Here is a 21,450-nt window from a genome sequence, read left to right on the forward strand (position 1 = left end):
GAGTCAGCAATGATAACCCTTATGCCGAGTCCATCTTCCGTACGTGCAAATACCGTCCAGAATACCCTGAGCAAGGATTCAAGGACCGAACCGAAGCGCGTGAATGGGTGCTGCATTTTATCCATTGGTACAATCACCAGCATCGTCACAGCGGGCTTAACTTTCTGACGCCTAGCCAAAGGCATAAAGGGCTGGCGGAGCAGGTGTTCGAGAAGCGAAAGCAAGTCTATGAAGCTGCGAAAGCCTCGCACCCTAATCGCTGGTCAGGTGCTACACGTGATTGGAGTTTGGAAGAAGAGGTTTGGCTTAACCCGGAAAAAGCTATGCCTATTCTGGCTGAGCAAAAAACACAAACGTAACTATCTTATTTTCATTAAATCGCGACAACTATCTTGACAAATACCGAGCACTGGCTCACAACACTCACTCACTCACTCACTCACTCACTCACTCACTCACTCACTCACTCACTCACTCACTCACTCACACACACACTCACTCACTCACACACACACTCACACACTCACACACTCACACACTCACACACTCACACACTCACACACTCACACACTCACACACTCACACACTCACACACTCACACACTCACACACTCACACACTCACACACTCACACTCACACACTCACACACTCACACACTCACAACACTCCCCCTCCAGAAGAGCACTTTACACAATATGAACTAGTTTGGAGGAGGCACCGGCGCATCGTGCAACCATGGGGAGTAAGTCGTTCGCCACACAAATAGAAAAAAACGGCTGCCGGAATCAATCCGGCAGCCGTTTTTCTGCAGTGTTACTTCTGCCCCGCCTTTACCAGCCTAAACAGCTGGCGGATATCGCCGGCCAACTTATCTGGAGAGATGTTCTCGGCTAAAGCGTCCGTACGAATCTTTTCAATGGCTTTCACAGCTTTCGTGCCCGTTACCGTGAGCACCTTCACATCTCCGCCCATGAAATTCTTGATCTGACTCGCGGCCATCGCCAGATTATCATGGCTTCCCTTATCTGTTCCGCTCATGCCGCCAAGTCGATCATCCGGCGAATAGCCTTTGCCTGAGAGTCCTTCGGTTTGATTGAGCACCTTCCTTTGAACGTCATCATATTGCGAACCGGAGGAGGTTAGCTTTTCCGTGGCGAGCACGACTGTATCATCGAACACGAATACACGCACGTCAGGGATCCCGATCCCGCTCAGCCGAGACTCCAGATGGGCAGAGAAGCCGTTCGAGTGCAGCCCGGAGCTGCCGATCATGCTGTACACGGACATGCCCATCCCATAAGTGGTATTGCCGTGCTCATTGGTTGTATGCAGCTTCGGTCCGGCTTCGTTTGGAATGACGGACGGATCATGAAGCATCTTGGCCTCCTGTTCCGTTAAGGCATTGGAACGCGAGACGGGCGGCGTTCCATTGGCACAGCCGGACAGAAGAGCAAAAGCGGCTACGGAAAGCGTGAGCAATTTGCTGAAAGCAGTCATCGAAGAATCATCCTCCATAGGGTTGCATTTTGCTGTTAGCATGACCATTTCCATGAAATGAATATTCATGGTTTGTTGGAAAACAATAAAGGGGATAGATTGAACTTTCCAGGAGGTGCAAGTTTTGGATCGGAGTGATAAACAGAAAGAACCAAACAAAGGCACGGTCGACGGAGGCTCCCGCCGCAGGTTTCTTATTAATACGGGTTACGCTTTGGGAGGCATCGCCGTGGGCGGGGTGCTGGGCTCCTTACTCAAAAAGAAACCGACCACAACAACGACACCGGGTAAAACGGATGAAGGAAAGACGGCTGAACCAAAAAACTACAACCGCGCGCTCATGTTTTTTACCCAAGAGCAGTTCCGGATAGTCGAGAGCGCGACGGAACGGATTTTTCCAGAGGATGAGACTGGTCCAGGTGCCAAATCGCTAGGTGTCGCCTTCTTTATTGACCATCAGCTTGCGGGGGATTGGGGCTTCAATGGCCGAGATTACATGAACCCGCCATTCTATACGGGGGAGAAGGAACAGGGCTATCAGGGCCGGCTGAAAAGAAGGGAAATCTTTGAGATCGGCCTGCGAGAGCTGGAGAATTACAGCATGACCAAATTTCAGAAGAGCTTCATCGAATTGACGGGTGAGCAGCAAGACGAGTTGCTTAAGGGCTTCGAGTTGGACGAGGTGAAGCTGACGACGATTTCTGCGAGCAGCTTCTTCAAAATGCTGCGGAGCAGCACGCTGGAAGGCGCGTACAGTGACCCTCTTTATGGGGGCAATCTGGATATGAACGGCTGGAAGATGCGCAACTATCCGGGCAACCAGATGAGCTATATCACGATTATTGATAAAGATTTTACGAAACTTGATCCGAGCAGCCTGCAAGACCATTTGGTTTCTCATTAGCGAATCGGGAGGATATTATGGCCAAAACATTACCGAAAACCGATGTTGTCATCGTAGGGGTCGGCTGGTCTGGGGGCATCATCGCCTCGGAACTTACGAAAAGCGGTTTAAACGTGGTAGGACTTGAACGAGGGAAAGAGCGGAAGACCGAGGATTATTTCATGGTGCATGACGAGCTGCGTTATGCGCTGCGTTACGAAATGATGCAGGATTTGTCAAAAGAAACGATCACGTTCCGCAGTAATGAGAAAATCCGTGCGCTGCCGATGAGGCAGTACGGCTCGTTCCTGATAGGGGACGGACTCGGAGGAGCGGGCGTTCACTGGAACGGGCAGACCTATCGTTTTTTGCCGTACGACTTTGAGATTCGCAGCAAGACGATTGAAAAGTACGGAAAAAATAAAATCCCGGCTGGCATGACGATCCAGGATTGGGGCATTACGTACGACGAGATCGAGCCGTATTACGATAAATTCGAGAAAATGGCGGGTATTTCAGGCGAGGTGAATCCTTTGGGCGGCAAACGCAGCAGCCCTTTCCCGACCCCGCCAATGAAGAAGTCGCCGGCAATGCAGATGTTTGTCGAAGCGACTACCCGACTAAAGCTGAATCCGTATATGATGCCTTCGGCAAATCTATCAGAAAACTATACGAATCCTGATGGCATTGCCCGAGCCGCCTGCCAATATTGTGGATATTGCGAGCGCTTTGGCTGCGAATACGGGGCCAAGGCCGATCCAGTGGTGACGGTCATTCCGGTAGCCAACAAGACGGGGAAGTTTGAGATTCGCACCCATTCAAACGTTCGCCGTGTATTACATAAAGGCGGCAAGGCGACAGGCGTTATGTACACGGACGTAACGACGGGAGAGGAAATCATTCAGCCCGCAGATATCGTCGTTGTGACGAGCTATGTGTTCAACAATGTTCGGCTGCTGCTGATGTCGGGGCTGGGCAAACCTTACGATCCAGCGTCAGGGACGGGTGTCATTGGCCGGAACTACGCCTATCAGGTTATTAAAGGCAGTGCGGTTGGCTTCTTCGAAAACCAACAGTTCAACAGCTTCGCAGGCGCAGGAGCGCTCGGCGTATCTATTGATGACTACAACGGCGACAATTTTGACCACTCCGATCTGAATTTTATCCACGGAGGCGTCATTGCGCTCGGCCAGTCTGGCGCGCGCCCGATTCAGAACAATCCGACGCCTTCGGGAACAGCTGCATGGGGCTCTGAATTCAAGGCGAAGTCAGTGCATTACTCAAACCGTGCGCTTGCGGTAGGCGCGCAGGGGTCATCGATGTCCTACAAGCATCATTTTCTCGATTTGGATTCGACTTACAAGGATGTCTACGGCGATCCGCTTTTGCGGATAACCTTTGATTTCGAAGAACAGGACCGCGAGCTGGCGAAGTTTCTAGCCGAGCGCTGCTCAAAGATAATGAATGAGATGGGTGCGGACAAGGTCGACTATTTAAAGGAACTCGGTCCTTATGAGATTATGACCTATCAGTCGACCCATAACACGGGCGGCGTCATCATGGGGAATAAACCGGACACGTCGGCGGTCAATACGTACAGCCAAATGTGGGATGCGGATAACGTGTTTGTCGTCGGTGCCAGCGCATTTCCGCAGAACGCCGGCTACAATCCGACGAATACGGTCGGAGCATTGGCTTACCGCGCGGCGGAAGGCATCTTGAAGTACAGGGAAAAGGGCGGATTGCTCGTTTGAAAGAGGCAGAAAGTTCAAAAAAAGGGCCGTTCCCGAAGAAATACGGGAACAGCCCTCTTTTTTTCTACAGCAGCTTCTGCACGTCATCCTTTTTGTCTGTGGATGGAATGCTTTGATCATCGTCTACGATGCCGCGCGTCGAGCTGCGGAATTCGCGCAGCGTATCGCCGAATGCCCGGCCGAGCTGCGGAAGCTTAGCCGGCCCAAAAACGATGAGCGCGATAAGCAGAATAATGACTAATCCTGAGACACCGATGTTGTTTAACATATGTTATTCTCCTTTTTGGTTCAAGTTGGTGTTGGAACGGAGGCCACTCGTTTAGCATACCTTCTGGTTACGAGCACGCTGATCTCAAAGAGCAGCAGCAGCGGCACGGTCACGGAGAGGTGAGAGACAAAGTCCGGCGGGGAGATGCATGCCCCGACAACGGCCAGACCGACATAGGCATATTTGCGCGAGCCGTTCAGCCGTTCAGGAGTAAGCAGCCCGATTTTCGTCAGAAACAGGATGATAAGCGGCATTTCGAAGGCGATGCCAAGCGGGAACACGACACTGAACAGAAAGGAAAAGTACCGATCAATCCCGTACGTTTCGACGGCGCCGACATTATGGTTCATTTCCATCATGAATTCGAGCATCATCGGAAACACAAGAAAATAACTAAACGATACACCGACAAGAAACAATAGGAAGGACACGGGCACATAGGCAAGTGTTCCTTTTGCTTCCGTTTCCGTTAGGCCAGGCCGTACAAACGCCCAGGTATGGTAAAGCAGAATGGGCAGTGTGAACAGAATGGCGAATAGGAACGCGCAGCGCAAATAGATGAACAAACCGTCGGTGAACGAGAAGACGTTCCATTCCACCGATTTGGCGGTCAGACCCGATTTGATGTACCGCAAAATGCTAGGGGCTGCATAAAGCCCTCCGCTCATAGCGACGAAGAAACAGGCGATTACGATAATCAATCTTTTCCTCAGCTCGGTTAAGTGGTTGACCAGATCCCCTTGTATATCCACAAAATCACCCCGCATCAAAGCGTATTTCTGTTAATCCGTCATGCATTTTGTTAGGATAACCAGTTAACTTTCTGTTATGCGCAGTCTTACCTTTTCTGAAAATCTTTAGGAAACGCTGCATACATCATTCGCTTCAGGGAAAAGTAACAACAAATCTCCCTATATTAGGAGGAAACATAATGTTTTATAAAAACAAATGGGTTTTATTGCTGTCTGCCTTCACGCTGATCCTTGCATTATCTGCCTGCGGCAACGGTAATAACACCAATAATGGAGCCAATACCGAAACACCGGCAGAGAACACTGGCAACAATGGCAATACGACCGTCAATACGGCAGAAGCGGAGTCCTTGTACGGCAAAAACTGCGTAAGCTGTCATGCCGTTGACCTCTCTGGCGCGAATGGACCTAACTTGCAGCATGTCGGCAAGGAAATGTCCGTCGAACAAATCAAAACGCAGATAAACAATGGCGGGAACGGAATGCCTGGTTACAAAGGACAGCTGACGGATGAGGAGATCACACTGCTTACTGATTGGCTGGCCGGTCACAAATAATGCTGGTAGCAAATGATAGGATTCCGGTATCAAGTGAGTGGAACAAACGAAATAGGAGAAAGGAGCAGCTGATGCTGCTCCTTTTTTTCGTTGTCATAGGAGAAATAAATAACAGAAAGTCAGCAACGAGTCCTTGTTTATGATATATAATTGGAAAAACATACAATAAATATGGTGAGGGAGGAAATGTAATGTCAGAAACGCCGTGTTTGGGGTGCCAGCTTGCTAATCATCGAATAGAGGCATATACCGTCTACGAAAACGAATGGGTTACTTGTTTCCTTGATATCGCTCCATTAAATGAAGGACATCTGCTGATCCTGCCAAAGCAGCATTTTCTTGATGTCGATGATTTGGACGAACGAACAGCGAACGAAATTATGAAAGCATCTGCCATGCTGGCAAGGCTGCTAAAGGCAGAATTCCAGCCGGATGGAATAACGGTTATTCAGAATGGCGGCAAATTCAACGATTTGACGCACTATCATATGCATGTCTTTCCGCGTTACGTTGAAGACGGCTTTGCTTGGGCGGAACCGGCGGATTCCACAAATGCGAAGGAGCGGCTCAGCGAAACGAAAGAGAGATTGGTGAAACAAGCGAATGGTTAGCTATGAGACTGATGGAGGTGTACGCTTTTGAGAAAGGCGCTTATTATTGGTGCAGTCATTGCTGCTTTAATTTTAGTTGGTTACAGTTATCTCAAAGTAAATCCGCCATTATCGGCGGGAGCGAGCTCTTCTACGAACGATAGAAAAGTCGTTTTGGTTTCCATTGGCAATAGAGGCTCGTTTGGTGGCATTGAGATTACAGAGGTACTCATAAATATGAATACACCTCCTGCTTTTGTAAAAATACAAGTCAGCGATCATACTAAGGGGTTCATCGTTTCGGATCAAAAAAATGCTCTGCAATCAGGCGATTATACGTTTAAAGGTTTGCATGAGGTGACGCTCCCAATGGGAACAGATCCCCAGGTGCAGATCGATAAGATGAATAATAGAAAAGCAACTGCTGCGGATAAAATTTATGCCCTGACGGTTACGGATGAGTTGACCATAGAGACCGTTACCATCCGATATCGTTACCTTGGGCTGACTTATGAGACAACGATATCAACGGAACGTCTGAAGCAGCCAGCATAACACCCTCCAGTCCATTACAAAAAGCATGATCAGCTTGAAACTAGGCGCATTCCACTAAACGCTTAAGCTTTATCATTTTTATAGAGCCTCGCAATGACACTCGTTAAAGCGTCAATCGTGCGATAAGATTCTTCGAGCGTATTATTAACGCCACCGACCTCAATAATCATGCTGTTCAGCGCTAGATCCTGGTTGTATACGCCATTACCCTGCGAGTGGTCTTTTGCAAAAATGCCTTTTGATAAGCCGGGGTACTTATCGTTTAGGATTTTAATAAATTTTTTGGCAAAAGCATAGTTGCTTTCCCAATTCGGATTCTCGGCCCCAATAATGATATAGAGCTGAGCATACTGCACACCATTTATTTCCGCCGTGGTTGCTTTGCGGGGACCGGAATCGCGATGGATATCAAAAAAATAGTGAAGCTCCTTGTTGGTAGCAAGGACTTCTTTAACTTTTTTTCTGGAATATAGGTACGAATCAAGTCCATTATAAAGATCACCATAAATGGAGGGATAATCGGACGCGTCGTGCAGGCTTTTAATTCCGGCCTCGTTTAATTTCTTCGTTAATCGTTCGCCTAATAGGGTGACGTTTGTTTTTTTATCGAACGCAAGCGATTCTTTTTTGACGGACGGTAATTCAGGCAGCCAGGATTCGCGATTATGGGAGTGATAAACAAATATTTCGGGTGCCGAGACGGTTTTGACAGGCGGCTCTATGGTATTCTCCTCTTCTTCGGAAGGCTCGTTGTCAGGAGACGGAGCCGGAGCAGGATTGGCGGAATGGTTATTTTCTGATTCACCTGTTTCTGGCACATGATGCTCATCATCGCTAGGATAATCAATGGCTCCCTCGGTATCATTTCCAGGGTAGAGAAGGGTTGATCGATTAGTATTCATTCCTGGCAAAATGCCGCCCATAAGCGCTTTCGGATCATTGAAATCGACATCCAGCAAATACGACAGCAAAAAATTCACTGTTTTATTGGTATTCCCGATATGCGCTTCTGCTTGATAATGCGGCATTTCAAAGCTTAAGAGATTGCTAAAAAAACCAGCAGGCATCTTTACGGCTTTACCTGATGTTTGCTTAAAATCAGGATTAAACGAAGCTAGGACCAGCCCTATTACGACAGTGGTCGAGAACGTAATGACCATGATGATCATAAATGTCCGAAACAAACGAACAAGCTCAGTCAGCCTTTGGTTCATGAAATCACCCCTACTAGAGACATTGCTTGTCTATCTATCGCCTTTTACTAGAAAACATATGATCAGACTCTATTAAATATGCATAAGGCGCGGCTCTTGAGGGTTCTACAAAAGTTAGAACTGTTGTTCATTACGCCGCGCAGCTATGATGGGGACATTGCTGCAAAGGAATGCACGAGGGATGGAGTGAGTTTGCTTGGAGAATGCAACCGGTCTTATCATTCGGAAATTAACCGCTACTTTTGTCGTAACGGCCGTTGCCTCCATTATGTTGGCAGCTTATCATGTGCTGGGAGACCGCGGTTCCGGAGTCCAATATCATTTTGGAACTCAGCTGATGGAATGGTCTTTTATATACGCGATGTATATCGGGGCTATTGTTTTGATTTATGGAAATGCGGTTTCGATCGGGATAACGTGGGCGCGCAATAAATGGTTTGAGCGTCAAGCTTGGCTTGCTGTCGGGGAGGTACGATGAAAAACAGGTACTCATTTTCTTTTTCGAAGAAAATGAGTACCTGTTTTCGTTTTTATTATTTTTTGTCTTGGAATAGTCCTGCAGGGATTTTTGCATCCCAATTTGCCGGGATATCCAGACGCAGAGCGTGAGCTACAACGGCTGCAGTGTCTACGTTTCTCACTTCATCTGACAGTATAGTGCCAGGTGCAATCGATTTTCCTTTTGCTGCCCAGAAAATAGTCTGTTCTTCCGGGGAGCTGCCGCCATGGCCTTTGCCTTTTCCGCCATGATCAGAAGTAAGGACGATAAGCGTATCCTCCATCAGCCCTGCTTCTTCCAAAGCTTGGACGATTTGACCAACATACTGATCCGCTTTTTGTGCTTGCTCATAAAATTTTGGCGTGTAATAGCCATGAGTATGACCGGCAACATCAACCTCATCCAAATGAACAAAAATGTTGCGGGCGTTTAGACCTTCTGTTTTGATATAGTCCACCGTTTTTTGAGTGGTCGTTTCATCATTCCCGCCATTTACTTTAAAAGCGCCTGCGGAATCTTCAATGATTCCTTTGTTGATCGGCGACCATGTAGCGAACGAAGCTTGCTCTATCATAGGACGTTCTTGTTTCAACAATTTCATAAAGGACGGGTAATCATTTTTTTCCGGATAAGGAGTAGCGGCGACGATTGCGTTGGTCAGTTTATGTTTAGACGGTTCAACACCGTGAAACATAGCACCCCAGTTTTCTGCGCTAATCGTCGGAAGCATGGCTTTCGCTTCATACGTTCCAGCGCCTTCGCTCATCAACTTCTGAATATGAACTGCGTTTGCTTGCGGGTCTTTTACTGCATTTCCAAATCCATCGATTCCGATGAATACTACCCGTTTGTATAGAAAATCTTTTTTATAAGGCGCCAGCTTGTCTTCCATTATTTGCACATCGGCATGATCCACTTTTTTATCATCGTTAATATCGGCTATTTGCGCTTTTTCCCAACGGTTGTCGCCTTCACTGCTATTTTGGTTTTTCAAGATTGCATTCAGATCTTCTTTCGTTAACAAACCGTCTCCCGTTACGTCGATGGAGTTAGATACATGTATCTTGACTGACGCTGTTTTGCCGCCGTCGACGGTTTTGACCGTGATCGTTGCAACGCCAGGTTTCCCGGCAATGACAGTTGGACGTTCGTTGATTATTTCTACCTTCGCTACCGTTTCATCACTGGAGATCCATTTCACCTCTTTTACCGTCGCATCTATAGGTGAAACAGTCACTGTTAGCGGCATAGGAGCACCCGCTTTCAGGTTGAGCTCAGTCTGATCCAACGTGACGTTTTCTACTAGAGTGGGCGGAAGCGGGGGAGCGCTGTCGTACATGTCGCGGACTTCCGTTTCGGTCATGACATTTCGATAAATCTGCATGTCATCAACCTGTGCAGTCAGCGTAGAACCGTATTTCCCTGTACCATCCTGACCAATTTTGGTTGTATATGGGGAGTCGAGCGTTCCTTTCATTCCAGAGATATCGACTGTTTTAATCAGGATTCCGTCTTTATAAAAGCGGGCACTCCCGTTTTTCCGGTCATGCGAGACGACGATATGATGCCATTTATTGTCGGCTACATTCGGCAATGTGGTATCCAACCGGCTGCTCTGAGACGTTTTGTAATTCCAGATGAGCCCACCCGAACCGTTCACGGCCAAAATCCACCCGGTGTTGCTTCCGGAATTCCAGTCTTTATTCGAAATGATGGAAGGATCGCCAATGATCCCTTCTGATTTGATCCAGAAAGCAACAGAAAAATCCGCGCTTTCGCCGAAACGGAACTCGTCACGAGCGCCCAAATCCACATATTGTCCTGGGGATTTAAATCTGATGGCTTGTCCGATACGTCCCTGAACAAATTCAGGATTGCCGTTGACAACAGCGGAGACGGCGCTAGTCGAGCTATCGACCGCATTATTGTCGAACTTCAGGTTTAGAACGGCATTGGATTGAGCGGCTGCTTGCGAGGCTGTCACAGAAGCTTGGGCACCATCCAAGGAAGTGTTATTTGCGTAAACGGGCAGGAAAGAGAATGGTGCCGATGTTACCAAAATGGCTGCAGAGATCGATGAGACAGCGAGCATTTTCAGATTGCGTTTCATAATTATTCCTCCATGTCATATTGTTTTTTCCCAAGTAAAAGCTAACAAATAATTTGGTATTAATTGCGTTTATGTGGGATTGATTCTAGTTTACTATTTGATTGTAAAAGCAAATCAATCATAATTTAAAGATATTATTAAGGAATAGAAAAGTGCCAGCTTCTCGGCTAAGGGTAGAGTAGGAAAATAAGCGGGAGCGTCCATCCGATAAGCTTGCTTGAATATCGCAGGATTGAAACTGGGCAGTAGTTCTATCTTGTGTAGTACCGACGCCTATCCGCGAGCCTGAATAAAAGTAAAAGATTGACTAATTGGATATGGATGTTGTATTGTAATTTTTATCCATTTATATTCGAAGGCCATGAAAGAAAATAGTAGTCTGACGCAATTGTCAAAGCGAGCCAGCGATCGGTGAGAGGTCTGGCACAATTGTCCGGGTGAATGGTTTCTTTCGCTTCAATCCGAACGCTGGGCAACCAGCCAGTAGTCGTTGACGGTGAGTCCCTCCGTTATCTTGGGGAATCGTGTTAGAAATTGACATGAAAGAGTGCGGCCATCGGCCGAATTCGGGTGGTATCGCGGAGCAAACACTTCGTCCCTTTTTTAGCGGACGGGTGTTTTTTTTATTTATAAGATTTTATAAGCTTTCACTTATTAATGTGCTTATAAATCTCCGCGAAACGAGCTTTTGCCGCAAAATTACGGCTACAGCCGTTTACGCTTGTATGCCCAAAAACAAGGAGGAACGAACATGAAACGAGTCATTTCCGGGATTAAACCTAGCGGCGAGCTGAATATTGGAGGCTATGGGGGAGCGCTGCAGCCATTTATTACGATTCAACATGAGTATGAATGCTTTTTCTTTGTGCCGGATCTTCATGCTATAACGGTCACTCAAGATCCGAAAGAGTTATATCAACGTTCGAAAGATATTGCAGCCTTTTATATTGCCGCGGGAATTGATCCTAAGAAATCCGCCATATTTATTCAATCGCATGTGCCCGCGCATGCTGAGCTCGGATGGATGATGGAAACGCAATCCCATTTCGGCGAGCTGAGCAGAATGACGCAGTTTAAAGAAAAGTCGGACGGTAAAGATTCGGTGAGTGCCGCATTGTTTACCTATCCTGCCTTGATGGCCGCGGATATTCTCCTCTACCAAGCGACGCATGTGCCTGTGGGCGACGACCAGAAGCAGCATCTAGAGATGACCAGAGATTTAGCACTGCGTTTCAATAACCGTTTTGGAAGTACCTTTGTCGTTCCGGAGCCGATTATTCAAAGCCTCGGTTCCCGAATTATGGGGCTGGATGACCCAAGCAAAAAAATGAGCAAAAGCAACCCGAACCGCAACAGCTGCGTGCTGATGCTAGATTCACCGGATGAGATCAGAAAAAAATTCTCTAAAGCCGTAACCGATTCGGAGGGAAGCGTGCATTTGGATTGGGAGGCTAAGCCTGCTGTCAGCAATCTCATTGAGATTTATGCCGTGTTTTCCGGGGATTCTATTGCTGCCATTGAAAGACAGTATGAGGGTCAGGGCTACGGCAGCTTCAAGAGGGATTTAGCGGAGGTTGTGGTTGAGAAGCTGATCCCGATCCAGGAGAGGTACAAAGAAATCATTGATTCCGAGGAGCTTATCACCATTTTGAAAGACGGTGCTCTGAAAGCATCCGAGGCCGCGAAAGCTACGCTGCATCAGGCAAAGCGCGCCATGGGATTTGTGACCTTTTAAGAAGAGGAAGATGAAGCATAGCCAGCATGGGCTGTGGCTGTGCCCAAGGGTAAAAGGGAGCAAACCGTTCCGAATTCAGGATCAGCATGTTCGGAATGGTCAGCATTTCTCAGCTATTGTTATGCAGAAGAGCAACAAAAAGAAATAATCCTATCTCAATGCATATAAGCAAAAAGAAGGCCTAAGAGATTCGCTCTCATTAGGCCTTCTGCTTAAGAGGCAGCTTAACCGCTGCCCGAATGTTCCTTGGCCGGCTCCGGCTCCCTTGCTTTCTCTTTCTTTGATTTTTCCCATCTGAAAATCCCGTTTAAACCTTTGAACACCAGCTTCGATTCCTTTGTCAGAAGCGGCCCCATTATCGCTAGGATGAGGACATATAAAGCGGCGAACGGCTGCAGCAGCTCAAGCAGGCCGCCGGCTTTGCCGAGGTTCGCCATTATGATGGAGAATTCGCCGCGCGATACGATCGTTAGGCCGATATTTGCCGATGCCTTCGGTGACAGGCCCGCGCTTTTCCCTGCGAGCATGCCGGCAACGAAATTGCCGAACAGCGTTACGCCAACCGCTGCAAGCGACAGCCATACCGCTCCGCCAAGCGCGAACGGGTCAATCGTCAAGCCGAAGCTGAAGAAAAATAGCGCTCCGAAGAAATCACGGAAGGGCAGGATCAGATGCTCAATCCGCTTCATGTGGACCGTCTCAGCCAGTACTAAGCCGACTAACAGTGCGCCGATCGCTTCGGCTACATGAATGGTTTCGGAGAAGCCCGAGACGAGAAACAGCATGCCGAACACGAGCAGCAGAAACAGCTCATTCGAGCGAATATTAAACAATTTATTCAGAAGCGGGGCGGCCTTCCTGCCTATGATTAAGAATAGCAGCATGAAGCCGAGCGCATAGGATGCGGACAAAAGCACGCCGCCGAGTGATGAAGAATCGCTGAGTACGAGTCCGGAAAGCACGGAAATATAGACCGCGAGGAAAATATCCTCGAACATGATAATTCCGAGAATCATCTCCGTCTCCGGATTAGCCGTCCGTTTCAAATCGACAAGCACCTTCGCCACGATGGCGCTTGAGGAAATCGTAGTAATACCGGCAATGACCATCGTTTCTTCGATGGGAAAGCCATTGATCCAGCCAAATAACAAGCCAAGCGAAAAGTTGATGAGAATATAAATAGTTCCGCCTATCGCAATAGAGCGACCCGATTTCATTAACCGACCCACAGAAAACTCCAGACCTAAATAGAACAGGAGAAACAGCACGCCGAGCCGCCCCATGAATTCGATTAGTTCTGCACTATGAATAAACCTGAAGTCCAATATGCCAACATGCGGCGCATGAGGACCTACGGCCATGCCGATTAAAATGTAAAACGGGATGACGGAAAACCGAATTTTTGCAGCTAACAGCCCGACTAAGGCAATGAGTATAACGGCAAGACCGATCTCCAGCACCATGTGATCCATAATTAACGGCTCCCGTTTTGCAACATCAGCTTAAGAAGCTTTAGATGCTGCCGCTCACCTGCGACGATGAGTGTAGTATCCGCTTTGAAAATATAGTCGGGGCCAGGATTAATGTGTTTTGCTTCCTTCTCGACAGCAGCTATAATCGTCGCCCCCGTCGTTTGGCGGATATCGGCTTCACCGATCGTCCTGCCAATGCATGCGGCGTTTGGTTCAATCTTGTACCATTCGATGGTTAAGTCATCGAGCGCAACTTCAATGGTTTCAAGCGCCTTCGGCTTATAAGTCATGCCGCCGACGATAGCGGCAACCTGCCGGGCTTCCTCATCTTCAAGCGTAACCATGGAAATGCTGTCGTCCGGGTCATCGTATTCGAAGTGGTACATTTCGCGGCGTCCGTCATCGTGAATGATGATGACAACCTTGTCGCCGCTTCTCGTCATAATTTGGTATTTACGGCCAATACCGGGCAAGTCGGATTCTCTAATGTTCATTGTGTATGCCTCCTCATTTTGTTGGTTATAGATAAACCGAATGAGAAGAGCAGCCCACAAAATGTGAGGTGAATTTAATAGGAGTCATAAGCAAGTCGCGCATTCGCTGAGGAACTGACGTACGAAGCGCAAATAGGGTTGTAGATCGCCTGAATAGAAGCAAGAGTGAATGCAAATAGGCGACGAGCAGTACGTTTTCCGGCAAAAAGAGTTTAGTCGTGCTGTTCATTTTGCCAACGTTTACTGAGGCGGTATATTTCACTGAAGCATGTATGCGGCTTGCGCCTGCGGTTTGCTCGAACGTATTGCCTGCTTGGTAGGCGAACAGCGCTGCGAGCAGCAGCGGAACAATAATAAGCAAGTTCATCAAATGCTTGCGGCTGATGCGTCCAAATTCATGTACACCTTTGTTCATCTGTTCACCTCCCAAATGTTCGTTAATATAAGTATAACTTATAAATCGAAAAATACAAAGCCGGTTCCATATATTAACGGAACAAAAACTCATTTTTTCCTTCTATCCCCACCTGTTTAATGAATTGACGATCTGATCTATGCATTATAGAATGAGGGAACGAAATAAGTGATCATACGCACGCAAAAGAGAGAAAGAAGGTTGAAATGGATGGGAGTATCCGTAAAACAGCTGTCGCCGCTAGTGGAGTCGCTTGGTTTGAAGCAGCACGTGGAGGGCGGATGGTACAAGGAAATTTGGAAAGCTGGCTTTGTTATACCGCAGGAGGTGCTGGGCGCTCCGTATTCAGGAAATCGCTTTGCGGCATCATCCATCTATTTTCTGCTGCATCCCGATGAGTTTTCGGATTGGCATACGGTCTATTCGGACGAGCTGTGGATGTGGCATTCCGGAAGTCCTTTATTGCTGACGCTCGGAGGAACGAAAGAAGCACCGGAGACGAGGAAAGAAATTATCGTCGGTCCGGATGTGCTGGCAGGTCATCAGCCGCAAGCGCTTGTTCCGGCAAACGAATGGCAAATGGCGCGTCCGCTTGGCGATGAGCCTGTTCTTGTGTCCTGCGTGGTAGCGCCAGGCTTCCACTATGATGATTTTAAGCTTATTAAACGTTAAATCGCACTTATTGCGTCAATCGAAGCCGAAGAAAGAGCCATCCGTGGAAGGTTAACCCTTGCCCGGATGGCTCTTATATGTATTATGAGGCATTTTCGTCAGGGTTGTCCTTCAATCTTAGCGAATCGATGAACAGCTGCGTGAGCTTCGGATCCCACTGCGTGCCCTTGCCTTCTTCCAGGATGGATAGCGCTCGTTCATAGGTCATACCTTTTCGGTAAGGCCGGTCGGAGGTCATGGCGTCAAAAGCATCGGCGATCGCGATGGCACGCCCAAACAGCGGAATATCGGTGCCGACCAGACCGTCCGGATAACCTTTCCCATCATAACGCTCGTGATGTGAGCGAACGCCTGGCAGCAGTTCGGCCATCGCGTCTGCAGGCTCAATTTGCTTCAAAATATTTTCACCAAGCACGGGATGCAGCTTGATTTGATCAAATTCCTCGTCGGTAAGCCTGCCTTCCTTGAGCAGCACAGCATCACGCACGCCGATTTTCCCAATATCATGCAGCAGCGCAGTTTTATGCAGCAGCTCGATTTCGCTTGCGGACCATCCGTCCAATCGTCCGATTTGAACAGAGAAGCGGGCTACCCGGGTAGAATGGCCGGCTGTATACGCATCTCGGGCATCAAGCGCTGCAGCAAGCGTCATGAAATAGCTATGCAGAAGCTGATTGTTGCGCTGCTCGCGCTCTTTCAGGCCGTTCACCATATGATTGAATCCAGCTACCAGCTTGGAAAATTCATCCGAATAAATATCCGCCGCACTCGTCTCGAAATTGCCCTCTTGGACGCTGCTCATACCGTTTTGAATCGTATGAATAGGGTCTTCAATGTTGCGAGAGAGCAGCGACGCTCCGAGTAGGGAGTAAATGATGCCGATGATGAGAATAATGCCTGCCCATTGCCAATAAGCTAAACTGCCTTCACCTTGGATATTATCGAGCCTTATTTGCGAGGCCAAGCCAAACAGCAATAAGGGCAGCGTACCGATAAGGAAGGCGCTTAGACGGAATTTTGTGCGAATCGATACGAGAACTTTGCCGCTGAGCGTGATATCCTGATTATATAGTTCCATATGCCAATTGCGAATATGCGTGACAACGGGTCGAATAGCCTTTGTTGTTAAGAAAAACTCAATCATGGCATGCATGCTGGCAATCATAAAGGCGACAGCGGCAGCGATTCCGATATAAAAATAAGGCAGCTTCATATAGCCTAGCTTAATAAAGACGATGGCCATGCTGACAGCCGGAAGCAGCAAACCCAGAAAGTGGGGGCCATAGGTGCGCCTAACGGATAACACAGGAAATTTGTGAGTATGTAGATAAGCGTTTTTCAGCTGCTCGGATGTCGGCTGCTGCGCTTTAAAGATGACTTGAATCGGCCTTAGATGCCGGTAGAAGACAAACAGCTCGCAGAAGATCATGATGACAAGGGAAATGGTCATGATTGCACCTAATACAAAACGTTCGTTAGAGGGGATTGATAAGGTGGAAAAAACAACACCGCCGCCGACTCCGACTACGGCAACCGCAGATCCGAAGAGATAATTGCGAAGAAGCTGAGTTAGGAAAGAGGTATAGACACGGCTTCCTGCTTGTTCGTGCTTCTTAGGTAAATGCATAAGATGAGACCTCGATTCCAAAATTTCTAATAAGCCAGTTCAAAGTACCTATAGTATAAATCGGCATTTTTAGAATGTATATTAACGATAGTGAATAAAAAAATACGCGCAGCCGATGGCAGCACGAGAGGAAACCAACTGTGAAGGAAACGTTATGGACTAAACCGTTTGTTTTGTTGATCTTATCTAATTTATTTTTATTCTTATCGCTGGAAATGCTGCTGCCTACGCTGCCTATGTTTGCGGCAAACAAAGGCGGAACCGACGCCCAGATCGGACTTATCATTGGCTTATTTACTTTCTCGGCAGTATTGCTGCGTCCGTTTGTCGGAATGGCTTCCGATAAATTCGGCAAAAAGCTGCTGCTCCTCGTTGGGGTTGCGATCTGCTTAATCGGAACAGCCAGCTATTACGCTGCGGTTACGATTACGATGATGCTGATGCTTCGCATCGTACACGGCGTAGGCTTCGGCATTTCGACAACGCTGTACGGCACGGTTGCCTCAGACATTATACCTGCCTCCAGAAGGGGCGAGGGCATGGGATTCTTCGGAACAGGCAACGCCGTAGCTATCTCTTTGGGGCCCTTCCTCGGCATTTGGCTGATGGAGGAATTCGGCTTCACTGCGTTGTTTGTTGTCGGCGCTTGTATCCTGCTGCTGGCCCTTGTCTTCACCGCGTTCGTAAAGGGAGATACGCGAGCGGAGCGGGCAGAGATAAAGGCGGCTGCAGAGGCCAATACGCCTCTCATGCTGAGGTTTGTAGAGCCGAAAGCGCTGATGCCGTCACTGCTCGGGCTGCTTGTAGGATTATCACTTGGAGGGGTAATCAGCTTCATAACACTGTTCGGCAAAGAGACTGGCGTGCAAAACATCGGATTTTTCTTCTTGGTGCTGGCCCTCAGCGAGTTTCTTATCCGATTTGTGAGCGGACGGATCTTTGATACAAAAGGACGGTTTTGGGTTCTCTTTCCTGCGGCGGTATTTTGCATCGTGGGCTGCGTGATTCTCTACATGACCAAATCTACTGGGATGCTGCTGCTTGCGGCCGTATTTTACGGGGCGGGCTTTGGAGCCATTTTTCCAGGCTTGCAGGCATGGGTAATTGACCGTGTAGAGCCGCAGCGCAGAGGGGTGGCGACAGCGACCTTCTACAATGCCTTCGATATTGGAATAGGCAGCGGCGCAATGCTGCTTGGATTAGTTGCAACATGGAGCAATTACGCAACCATGTATTTGGTATCCAGCGTGTTTTTCATCTTCTACCTGGTCGTATATTTCATGTACGAGAGAAAACTAAAGACGCAGCCTGGCATCGGGTGAACGGAGCGGAGGGAGATGAACTGCTAAGGAAGCTGCCCGAAAGTCATCGACTTTTGGACAGCTTAAGGTGATTTCTAACTTTTACACGCGGAATGCGCCTACCGATGCTTTCACAAGGGCAATGAATTTTGGTCTTGCTTGCTCAGCTACGCGCACGACTTGTTCATGCGTAAGCGGCTCTAACTCGTCGCCGATCGCCATGTCGGTAATGCAAGTAATGCCGACTACGCGAATGCCTGTGTAATTAGCCGCGATGACTTCAGGAGCCGTTGACATGCCGACAGCATCCGCCCCTCAGCCTGCCATCATCGAAAGCTCGGCCGGTGTACAGTAGGTAGGACCCGAAATACTGACGTAGACACCTTGCTGCAGCTTGATGTCCAGCTCTTCTGCTTTGCTTGCCACGATGGCACGAAGCTCGCGGTTGTAGGCTTGCGACATGTCCGGGAAGCGGGGGCCGAGCTCAGGGATGTTGGCTCCCATTAACGGGTTGCTGCCCGTGTTGTTAATATGGTCGGTTATCAGCATCAGATCGCCTGCGGCGAACGAGCGGTTCATGCCGCCGGCGGCGTTCGTTACAAGCAGTGTCTGAATGCCGAGCTGCTTCATGACATAGACAGGGAACACAACCTCTTTCATGGAGTAGCCTTCATAATAATGAAAACGCCCTTTCATGACCAGCACCGTTTTACCTTCCAACTGCCCGATAACGAGCTCGCCGGAATGGCCTTCTACCGTGGAAACCGGAAAGTGGGGAATTTGCTCATAAGGGATCACGATCGATTCGATAACCTCATCGGCCATAACGCCAAGACCAGAGCCAAGAATAAGACCGATTTGAGGCTGACTTTGCAGCTGGTCGCGTATATAAGCCGCAGCTTCATTTATTTTGCTAAGCATGTTTTCCATGGATGGATGACCTCCTAAGGTTTGTTCAAGCACAGCGAAAGGCAGGGCACTTAGGCCGCAGCTGTACGATGAGCATAACAATCATAGCGTATCGAACTTGCAAAAGTAAACTAACGGCAGCTATCACCGGGCGTTGTTGTTTTGTACAAAGCTTCGTATAATGAAACGTAACCTGCGTACTCGTTTAACCTATTGAATAGGACGGAGACGACGCGCTTCGGCTGCGCCATTACCGGAGTATAGGAAAGCACTAAGATGAAGCGGAGGAATAAATAATGAGCGACAGTACAACTTACTCGCCAGCGGAAATTGCGGCGATGATCGATCATACGATACTTAAGGCAGACGCAACGAAGGATGAGGTTTTGCAAATTTGCCGCGAAGCTAAACAATATCATTTCGCAACGGTTTGCGTGAACGCAGGCTGGGTAGCGGCAGCAGCTGCAGAATTGAAGGGTTCCGGGGTTGGTATTACAACCGTAGTCGGTTTCCCGCTTGGAGCGACTACGACAGCATCCAAAGCCGCGGAAGCTAATTTTGCCATCGAAGACGGAGCGACGGAAGTCGATATGGTATTGAACATCGGTTTGCTGAAATCGGGCGACTTGGATGGTGTGCAGCGTGATGTAGAGGGCGTTGCCGCGGCAGTGAAAGGACAAGCCGTGCTTAAAGTCATTCTTGAAACAGGGCTCCTCACGGATGAGGAGAAGGTTACGGCATGCGAGATTTGCAAGAAGGCAGGCGCCGACTTCGTGAAGACTTCAACGGGATTTGGCAAAGGCGGAGCAACGGTAGAGGATATTGCACTGATGCGCCGTACGGTAGGCCCTGATATCGGCGTTAAGGCATCCGGCGGCGTGCGCGACCGTGAAACGGCGCTGCAAATGTTCGCGGCGGGTGCAACGCGAATCGGAGCAAGCTCGGGTATTGCCATCGTGACAGGCGGTCAAGGGGAAGGGTACTAAGATTATACTTAAAAAAGGGACTCCATCGTTCGCCAGGGTTAGATCATTAGATCACTGGCAAGCGGGGAGTCCCTCTTTTTCAATTATAGCTCCGCGCAACGACAGCTTTTGCCACAGAGGACGGCGACAGCCGTTTACGCTTGTATCTAGGCTAATTAGCGCTCGCAGCTGATCGTAAGATTGGCATGCAGCTCTTCACCGGCATTTAGCATAACAAGTTCCTCTTTGCGGTTAAGCTCTCCCGTCATCGCCATCCAGGGCTCAACGCACACGAAGGGACGGTCCTTAACCGACCATAGCACCATATATTTGAAAATGTCATCATAAGTCAAGCGCACGCGAGCGCCTTGTACAACGGGGAAAGAAATTTCGCCTTTCTTCGCATCAAGCAAACAGACGGATTCGACAAGCCCTTCCAAATCGATGACGCCATCAAATGGTTTCTCGACATTATCGTTATAATCGATATAGCGGGTCGCATCGATCTCGTAGGCGATCTTCTTGTCCGAATCGATCGCAAAGTAAGGATGGAAGCCAGCATAAAAAGGCATCGCCGCAGCTTCGCTTCGATTGCGGTAGGTTTGGCGTGTATGAAGTTCTCCATTCTGCAGCACATAGGTAAATAGCAGCTCGAATGCAAAAGGGTAAGTGCGCAGCGTATCTTCATTGCTTTGCAGGCGAATCGTAATCGATGCTTCTCCGTCAGCATTAGTGCTGACAACATCCCATACGGCAGTACGTGCGACGCCGTGGTTAGCCATGCTGTAGGTTTGGCCGTTCCACTCGTAGGATTGCTCCTCAAGCTGTCCGCATATCGGGAACAATATCGGATTTCCGCCCCGGATATTTGCAGTTTTGTGCTCAAAGGTTGCCTTGTCCAAATAGAAGAGCTCAAGCCCATGCAGCTGGCATCCGATCACAATGCCGCCTCTCTCCGGACATACGATTACGCGGGACTGCGTATTCTCCTCGATCAATTCATACAAAGTAAAGGTATCCTCATAGCTGCGAACTTCATGGTTGCTCACGTAATTCCCTCCAATAATAGGTGAATGTCATATTGCCCCATCATAACATATTCTCAAATCGCCTAACTGCACTTATTATCAACCGATTACCGCCTACAGAGTCAAACCGCCCTCCCGGCCAATAGTCCGTCC

Annotated in this window: 21 protein-coding genes and 1 pseudogene; 11 read left to right on the forward strand and 11 right to left on the reverse strand. The window is 48.5% G+C overall.

The features are described from left to right. A partial coding sequence (locus RCO25_RS16615; RefSeq protein ID WP_308997263.1) for an integrase core domain-containing protein occupies positions 1-359 on the forward strand: 359 nt, incomplete at its 5' end. A 454-nt stretch (positions 360-813) separates the two neighbouring features. On the opposite strand, the gene RCO25_RS16620 is transcribed toward RCO25_RS16615, so the two are convergent. Further along, positions 814-1,497: a hypothetical protein gene (locus tag RCO25_RS16620; RefSeq protein WP_308997264.1), complete on the reverse strand. Its 684-nt coding sequence runs from the start codon at positions 1,495-1,497 to the stop codon at positions 814-816. A gap of 124 nt (positions 1,498-1,621) precedes the next feature. Here RCO25_RS16620 and RCO25_RS16625 point away from each other — a divergent pair, with 124 nt between their 5' ends. Next, positions 1,622-2,401, forward strand: a complete 780-nt coding sequence (locus RCO25_RS16625) for a gluconate 2-dehydrogenase subunit 3 family protein (RefSeq protein ID WP_308997265.1) — start codon at positions 1,622-1,624, stop codon at positions 2,399-2,401. A 17-nt stretch (positions 2,402-2,418) separates the two neighbouring features. Further along, a complete protein-coding gene (locus tag RCO25_RS16630; RefSeq protein ID WP_308997266.1) occupies positions 2,419-4,134 on the forward strand; it encodes a GMC family oxidoreductase in 1,716 nt (571 codons plus the stop codon). Between the two features lie 64 nt (positions 4,135-4,198). Here the strand turns inward: RCO25_RS16630 and tatA are convergent, their stop codons facing one another. Both tatA and tatC read right to left on the reverse strand, forming a co-directional pair. Beyond that, positions 4,199-4,402 (reverse strand): twin-arginine translocase TatA/TatE family subunit, encoded by a 204-nt coding sequence (gene tatA, locus RCO25_RS16635; protein ID WP_308997267.1) that lies wholly within the window; start codon positions 4,400-4,402, stop codon positions 4,199-4,201. Between the two features lie 20 nt (positions 4,403-4,422). Next, complete coding sequence (gene tatC, locus RCO25_RS16640; protein WP_308997268.1) at positions 4,423-5,154, reverse strand: twin-arginine translocase subunit TatC; 732 nt, start codon at positions 5,152-5,154, stop codon at positions 4,423-4,425. 179 nt (positions 5,155-5,333) lie between these two features. Here tatC and RCO25_RS16645 point away from each other — a divergent pair, with 179 nt between their 5' ends. The 3 genes from RCO25_RS16645 (at position 5,334) to RCO25_RS16655 (ending at position 6,856) form a co-directional block, all read left to right on the forward strand. Then, a complete protein-coding gene (locus RCO25_RS16645) occupies positions 5,334-5,711 on the forward strand; it encodes a c-type cytochrome (protein ID WP_308997269.1) in 378 nt (125 codons plus the stop codon). 191 nt (positions 5,712-5,902) lie between these two features. Further along, positions 5,903-6,322 carry an HIT family protein gene (locus RCO25_RS16650; RefSeq protein WP_308997270.1) on the forward strand — a complete coding sequence of 140 codons (420 nt, stop codon included), beginning with the start codon at positions 5,903-5,905 and terminating at the stop codon, positions 6,320-6,322. A 27-nt stretch (positions 6,323-6,349) separates the two neighbouring features. Next, entirely contained in the window at positions 6,350-6,856 is a 507-nt protein-coding gene (locus RCO25_RS16655) for a hypothetical protein (RefSeq protein ID WP_308997271.1), read from the forward strand. Positions 6,857-6,918: 62 nt separating this feature from the next. Here RCO25_RS16655 and spoIIP read toward each other — a convergent pair whose 3' ends face one another. Next, the gene (spoIIP, locus tag RCO25_RS16660; protein WP_308997272.1) at positions 6,919-8,070 is read right to left on the reverse strand and encodes a stage II sporulation protein P; all 1,152 of its coding nucleotides are present in this window, start codon (positions 8,068-8,070) and stop codon (positions 6,919-6,921) included. A 196-nt stretch (positions 8,071-8,266) separates the two neighbouring features. On the opposite strand from spoIIP, the gene RCO25_RS16665 reads away from it, so the two are divergent. Then, complete coding sequence (locus tag RCO25_RS16665; RefSeq protein WP_308997273.1) at positions 8,267-8,548, forward strand: hypothetical protein; 282 nt, start codon at positions 8,267-8,269, stop codon at positions 8,546-8,548. 55 nt (positions 8,549-8,603) lie between these two features. On the opposite strand, the gene RCO25_RS16670 is transcribed toward RCO25_RS16665, so the two are convergent. Continuing rightward, a complete protein-coding gene (locus RCO25_RS16670; protein WP_308997274.1) occupies positions 8,604-10,679 on the reverse strand; it encodes an alkaline phosphatase family protein in 2,076 nt (691 codons plus the stop codon). A 751-nt stretch (positions 10,680-11,430) separates the two neighbouring features. Here RCO25_RS16670 and trpS point away from each other — a divergent pair. Next, positions 11,431-12,414, forward strand: a complete 984-nt coding sequence (gene trpS, locus RCO25_RS16675; protein WP_308997275.1) for a tryptophan--tRNA ligase — start codon at positions 11,431-11,433, stop codon at positions 12,412-12,414. Positions 12,415-12,638: 224 nt separating this feature from the next. Here the strand turns inward: trpS and RCO25_RS16680 are convergent, their stop codons facing one another. The 3 genes from RCO25_RS16680 to RCO25_RS16690 are packed head-to-tail and all read right to left on the reverse strand — an operon-like array spanning position 12,639 to position 14,795. Further along, positions 12,639-13,886 carry a cation:proton antiporter gene (locus RCO25_RS16680; RefSeq protein WP_308997276.1) on the reverse strand — a complete coding sequence of 416 codons (1,248 nt, stop codon included), beginning with the start codon at positions 13,884-13,886 and terminating at the stop codon, positions 12,639-12,641. A gap of 2 nt (positions 13,887-13,888) precedes the next feature. Then, positions 13,889-14,380 carry a cation:proton antiporter regulatory subunit gene (locus tag RCO25_RS16685; RefSeq protein WP_308997277.1) on the reverse strand — a complete coding sequence of 164 codons (492 nt, stop codon included), beginning with the start codon at positions 14,378-14,380 and terminating at the stop codon, positions 13,889-13,891. Positions 14,381-14,405: 25 nt separating this feature from the next. After that, positions 14,406-14,795: a hypothetical protein gene (locus tag RCO25_RS16690; RefSeq protein WP_308997278.1), complete on the reverse strand. Its 390-nt coding sequence runs from the start codon at positions 14,793-14,795 to the stop codon at positions 14,406-14,408. A 210-nt stretch (positions 14,796-15,005) separates the two neighbouring features. On the opposite strand from RCO25_RS16690, the gene RCO25_RS16695 reads away from it, so the two are divergent. Beyond that, positions 15,006-15,467: a cupin domain-containing protein gene (locus RCO25_RS16695; RefSeq protein ID WP_308997279.1), complete on the forward strand. Its 462-nt coding sequence runs from the start codon at positions 15,006-15,008 to the stop codon at positions 15,465-15,467. A gap of 82 nt (positions 15,468-15,549) precedes the next feature. Here the strand turns inward: RCO25_RS16695 and RCO25_RS16700 are convergent, their stop codons facing one another. Further along, positions 15,550-17,094 carry an HD-GYP domain-containing protein gene (locus RCO25_RS16700; protein WP_308997280.1) on the reverse strand — a complete coding sequence of 515 codons (1,545 nt, stop codon included), beginning with the start codon at positions 17,092-17,094 and terminating at the stop codon, positions 15,550-15,552. Positions 17,095-17,234: 140 nt separating this feature from the next. Here RCO25_RS16700 and RCO25_RS16705 point away from each other — a divergent pair, with 140 nt between their 5' ends. Beyond that, positions 17,235-18,416, forward strand: a complete 1,182-nt coding sequence (locus tag RCO25_RS16705) for an MFS transporter (protein ID WP_308997281.1) — start codon at positions 17,235-17,237, stop codon at positions 18,414-18,416. An 81-nt stretch (positions 18,417-18,497) separates the two neighbouring features. Here RCO25_RS16705 and RCO25_RS16710 read toward each other — a convergent pair. Further along, positions 18,498-19,325 (reverse strand): annotated as a pseudogene (locus RCO25_RS16710) (purine-nucleoside phosphorylase). A 275-nt stretch (positions 19,326-19,600) separates the two neighbouring features. Here RCO25_RS16710 and deoC point away from each other — a divergent pair. Continuing rightward, positions 19,601-20,290 carry a deoxyribose-phosphate aldolase gene (gene deoC, locus RCO25_RS16715; RefSeq protein ID WP_308997282.1) on the forward strand — a complete coding sequence of 230 codons (690 nt, stop codon included), beginning with the start codon at positions 19,601-19,603 and terminating at the stop codon, positions 20,288-20,290. Positions 20,291-20,445: 155 nt separating this feature from the next. On the opposite strand, the gene RCO25_RS16720 is transcribed toward deoC, so the two are convergent. After that, a complete protein-coding gene (locus RCO25_RS16720) occupies positions 20,446-21,318 on the reverse strand; it encodes an aldose epimerase family protein (protein ID WP_308997283.1) in 873 nt (290 codons plus the stop codon). Between the last annotated feature and the right edge of the window lie 132 nt (positions 21,319-21,450).

The organism is Paenibacillus sp. LHD-38 (genome assembly GCF_031157315.1).
Taxonomy (GTDB): Bacteria; Bacillota; Bacilli; order Paenibacillales; family Paenibacillaceae; genus Pristimantibacillus.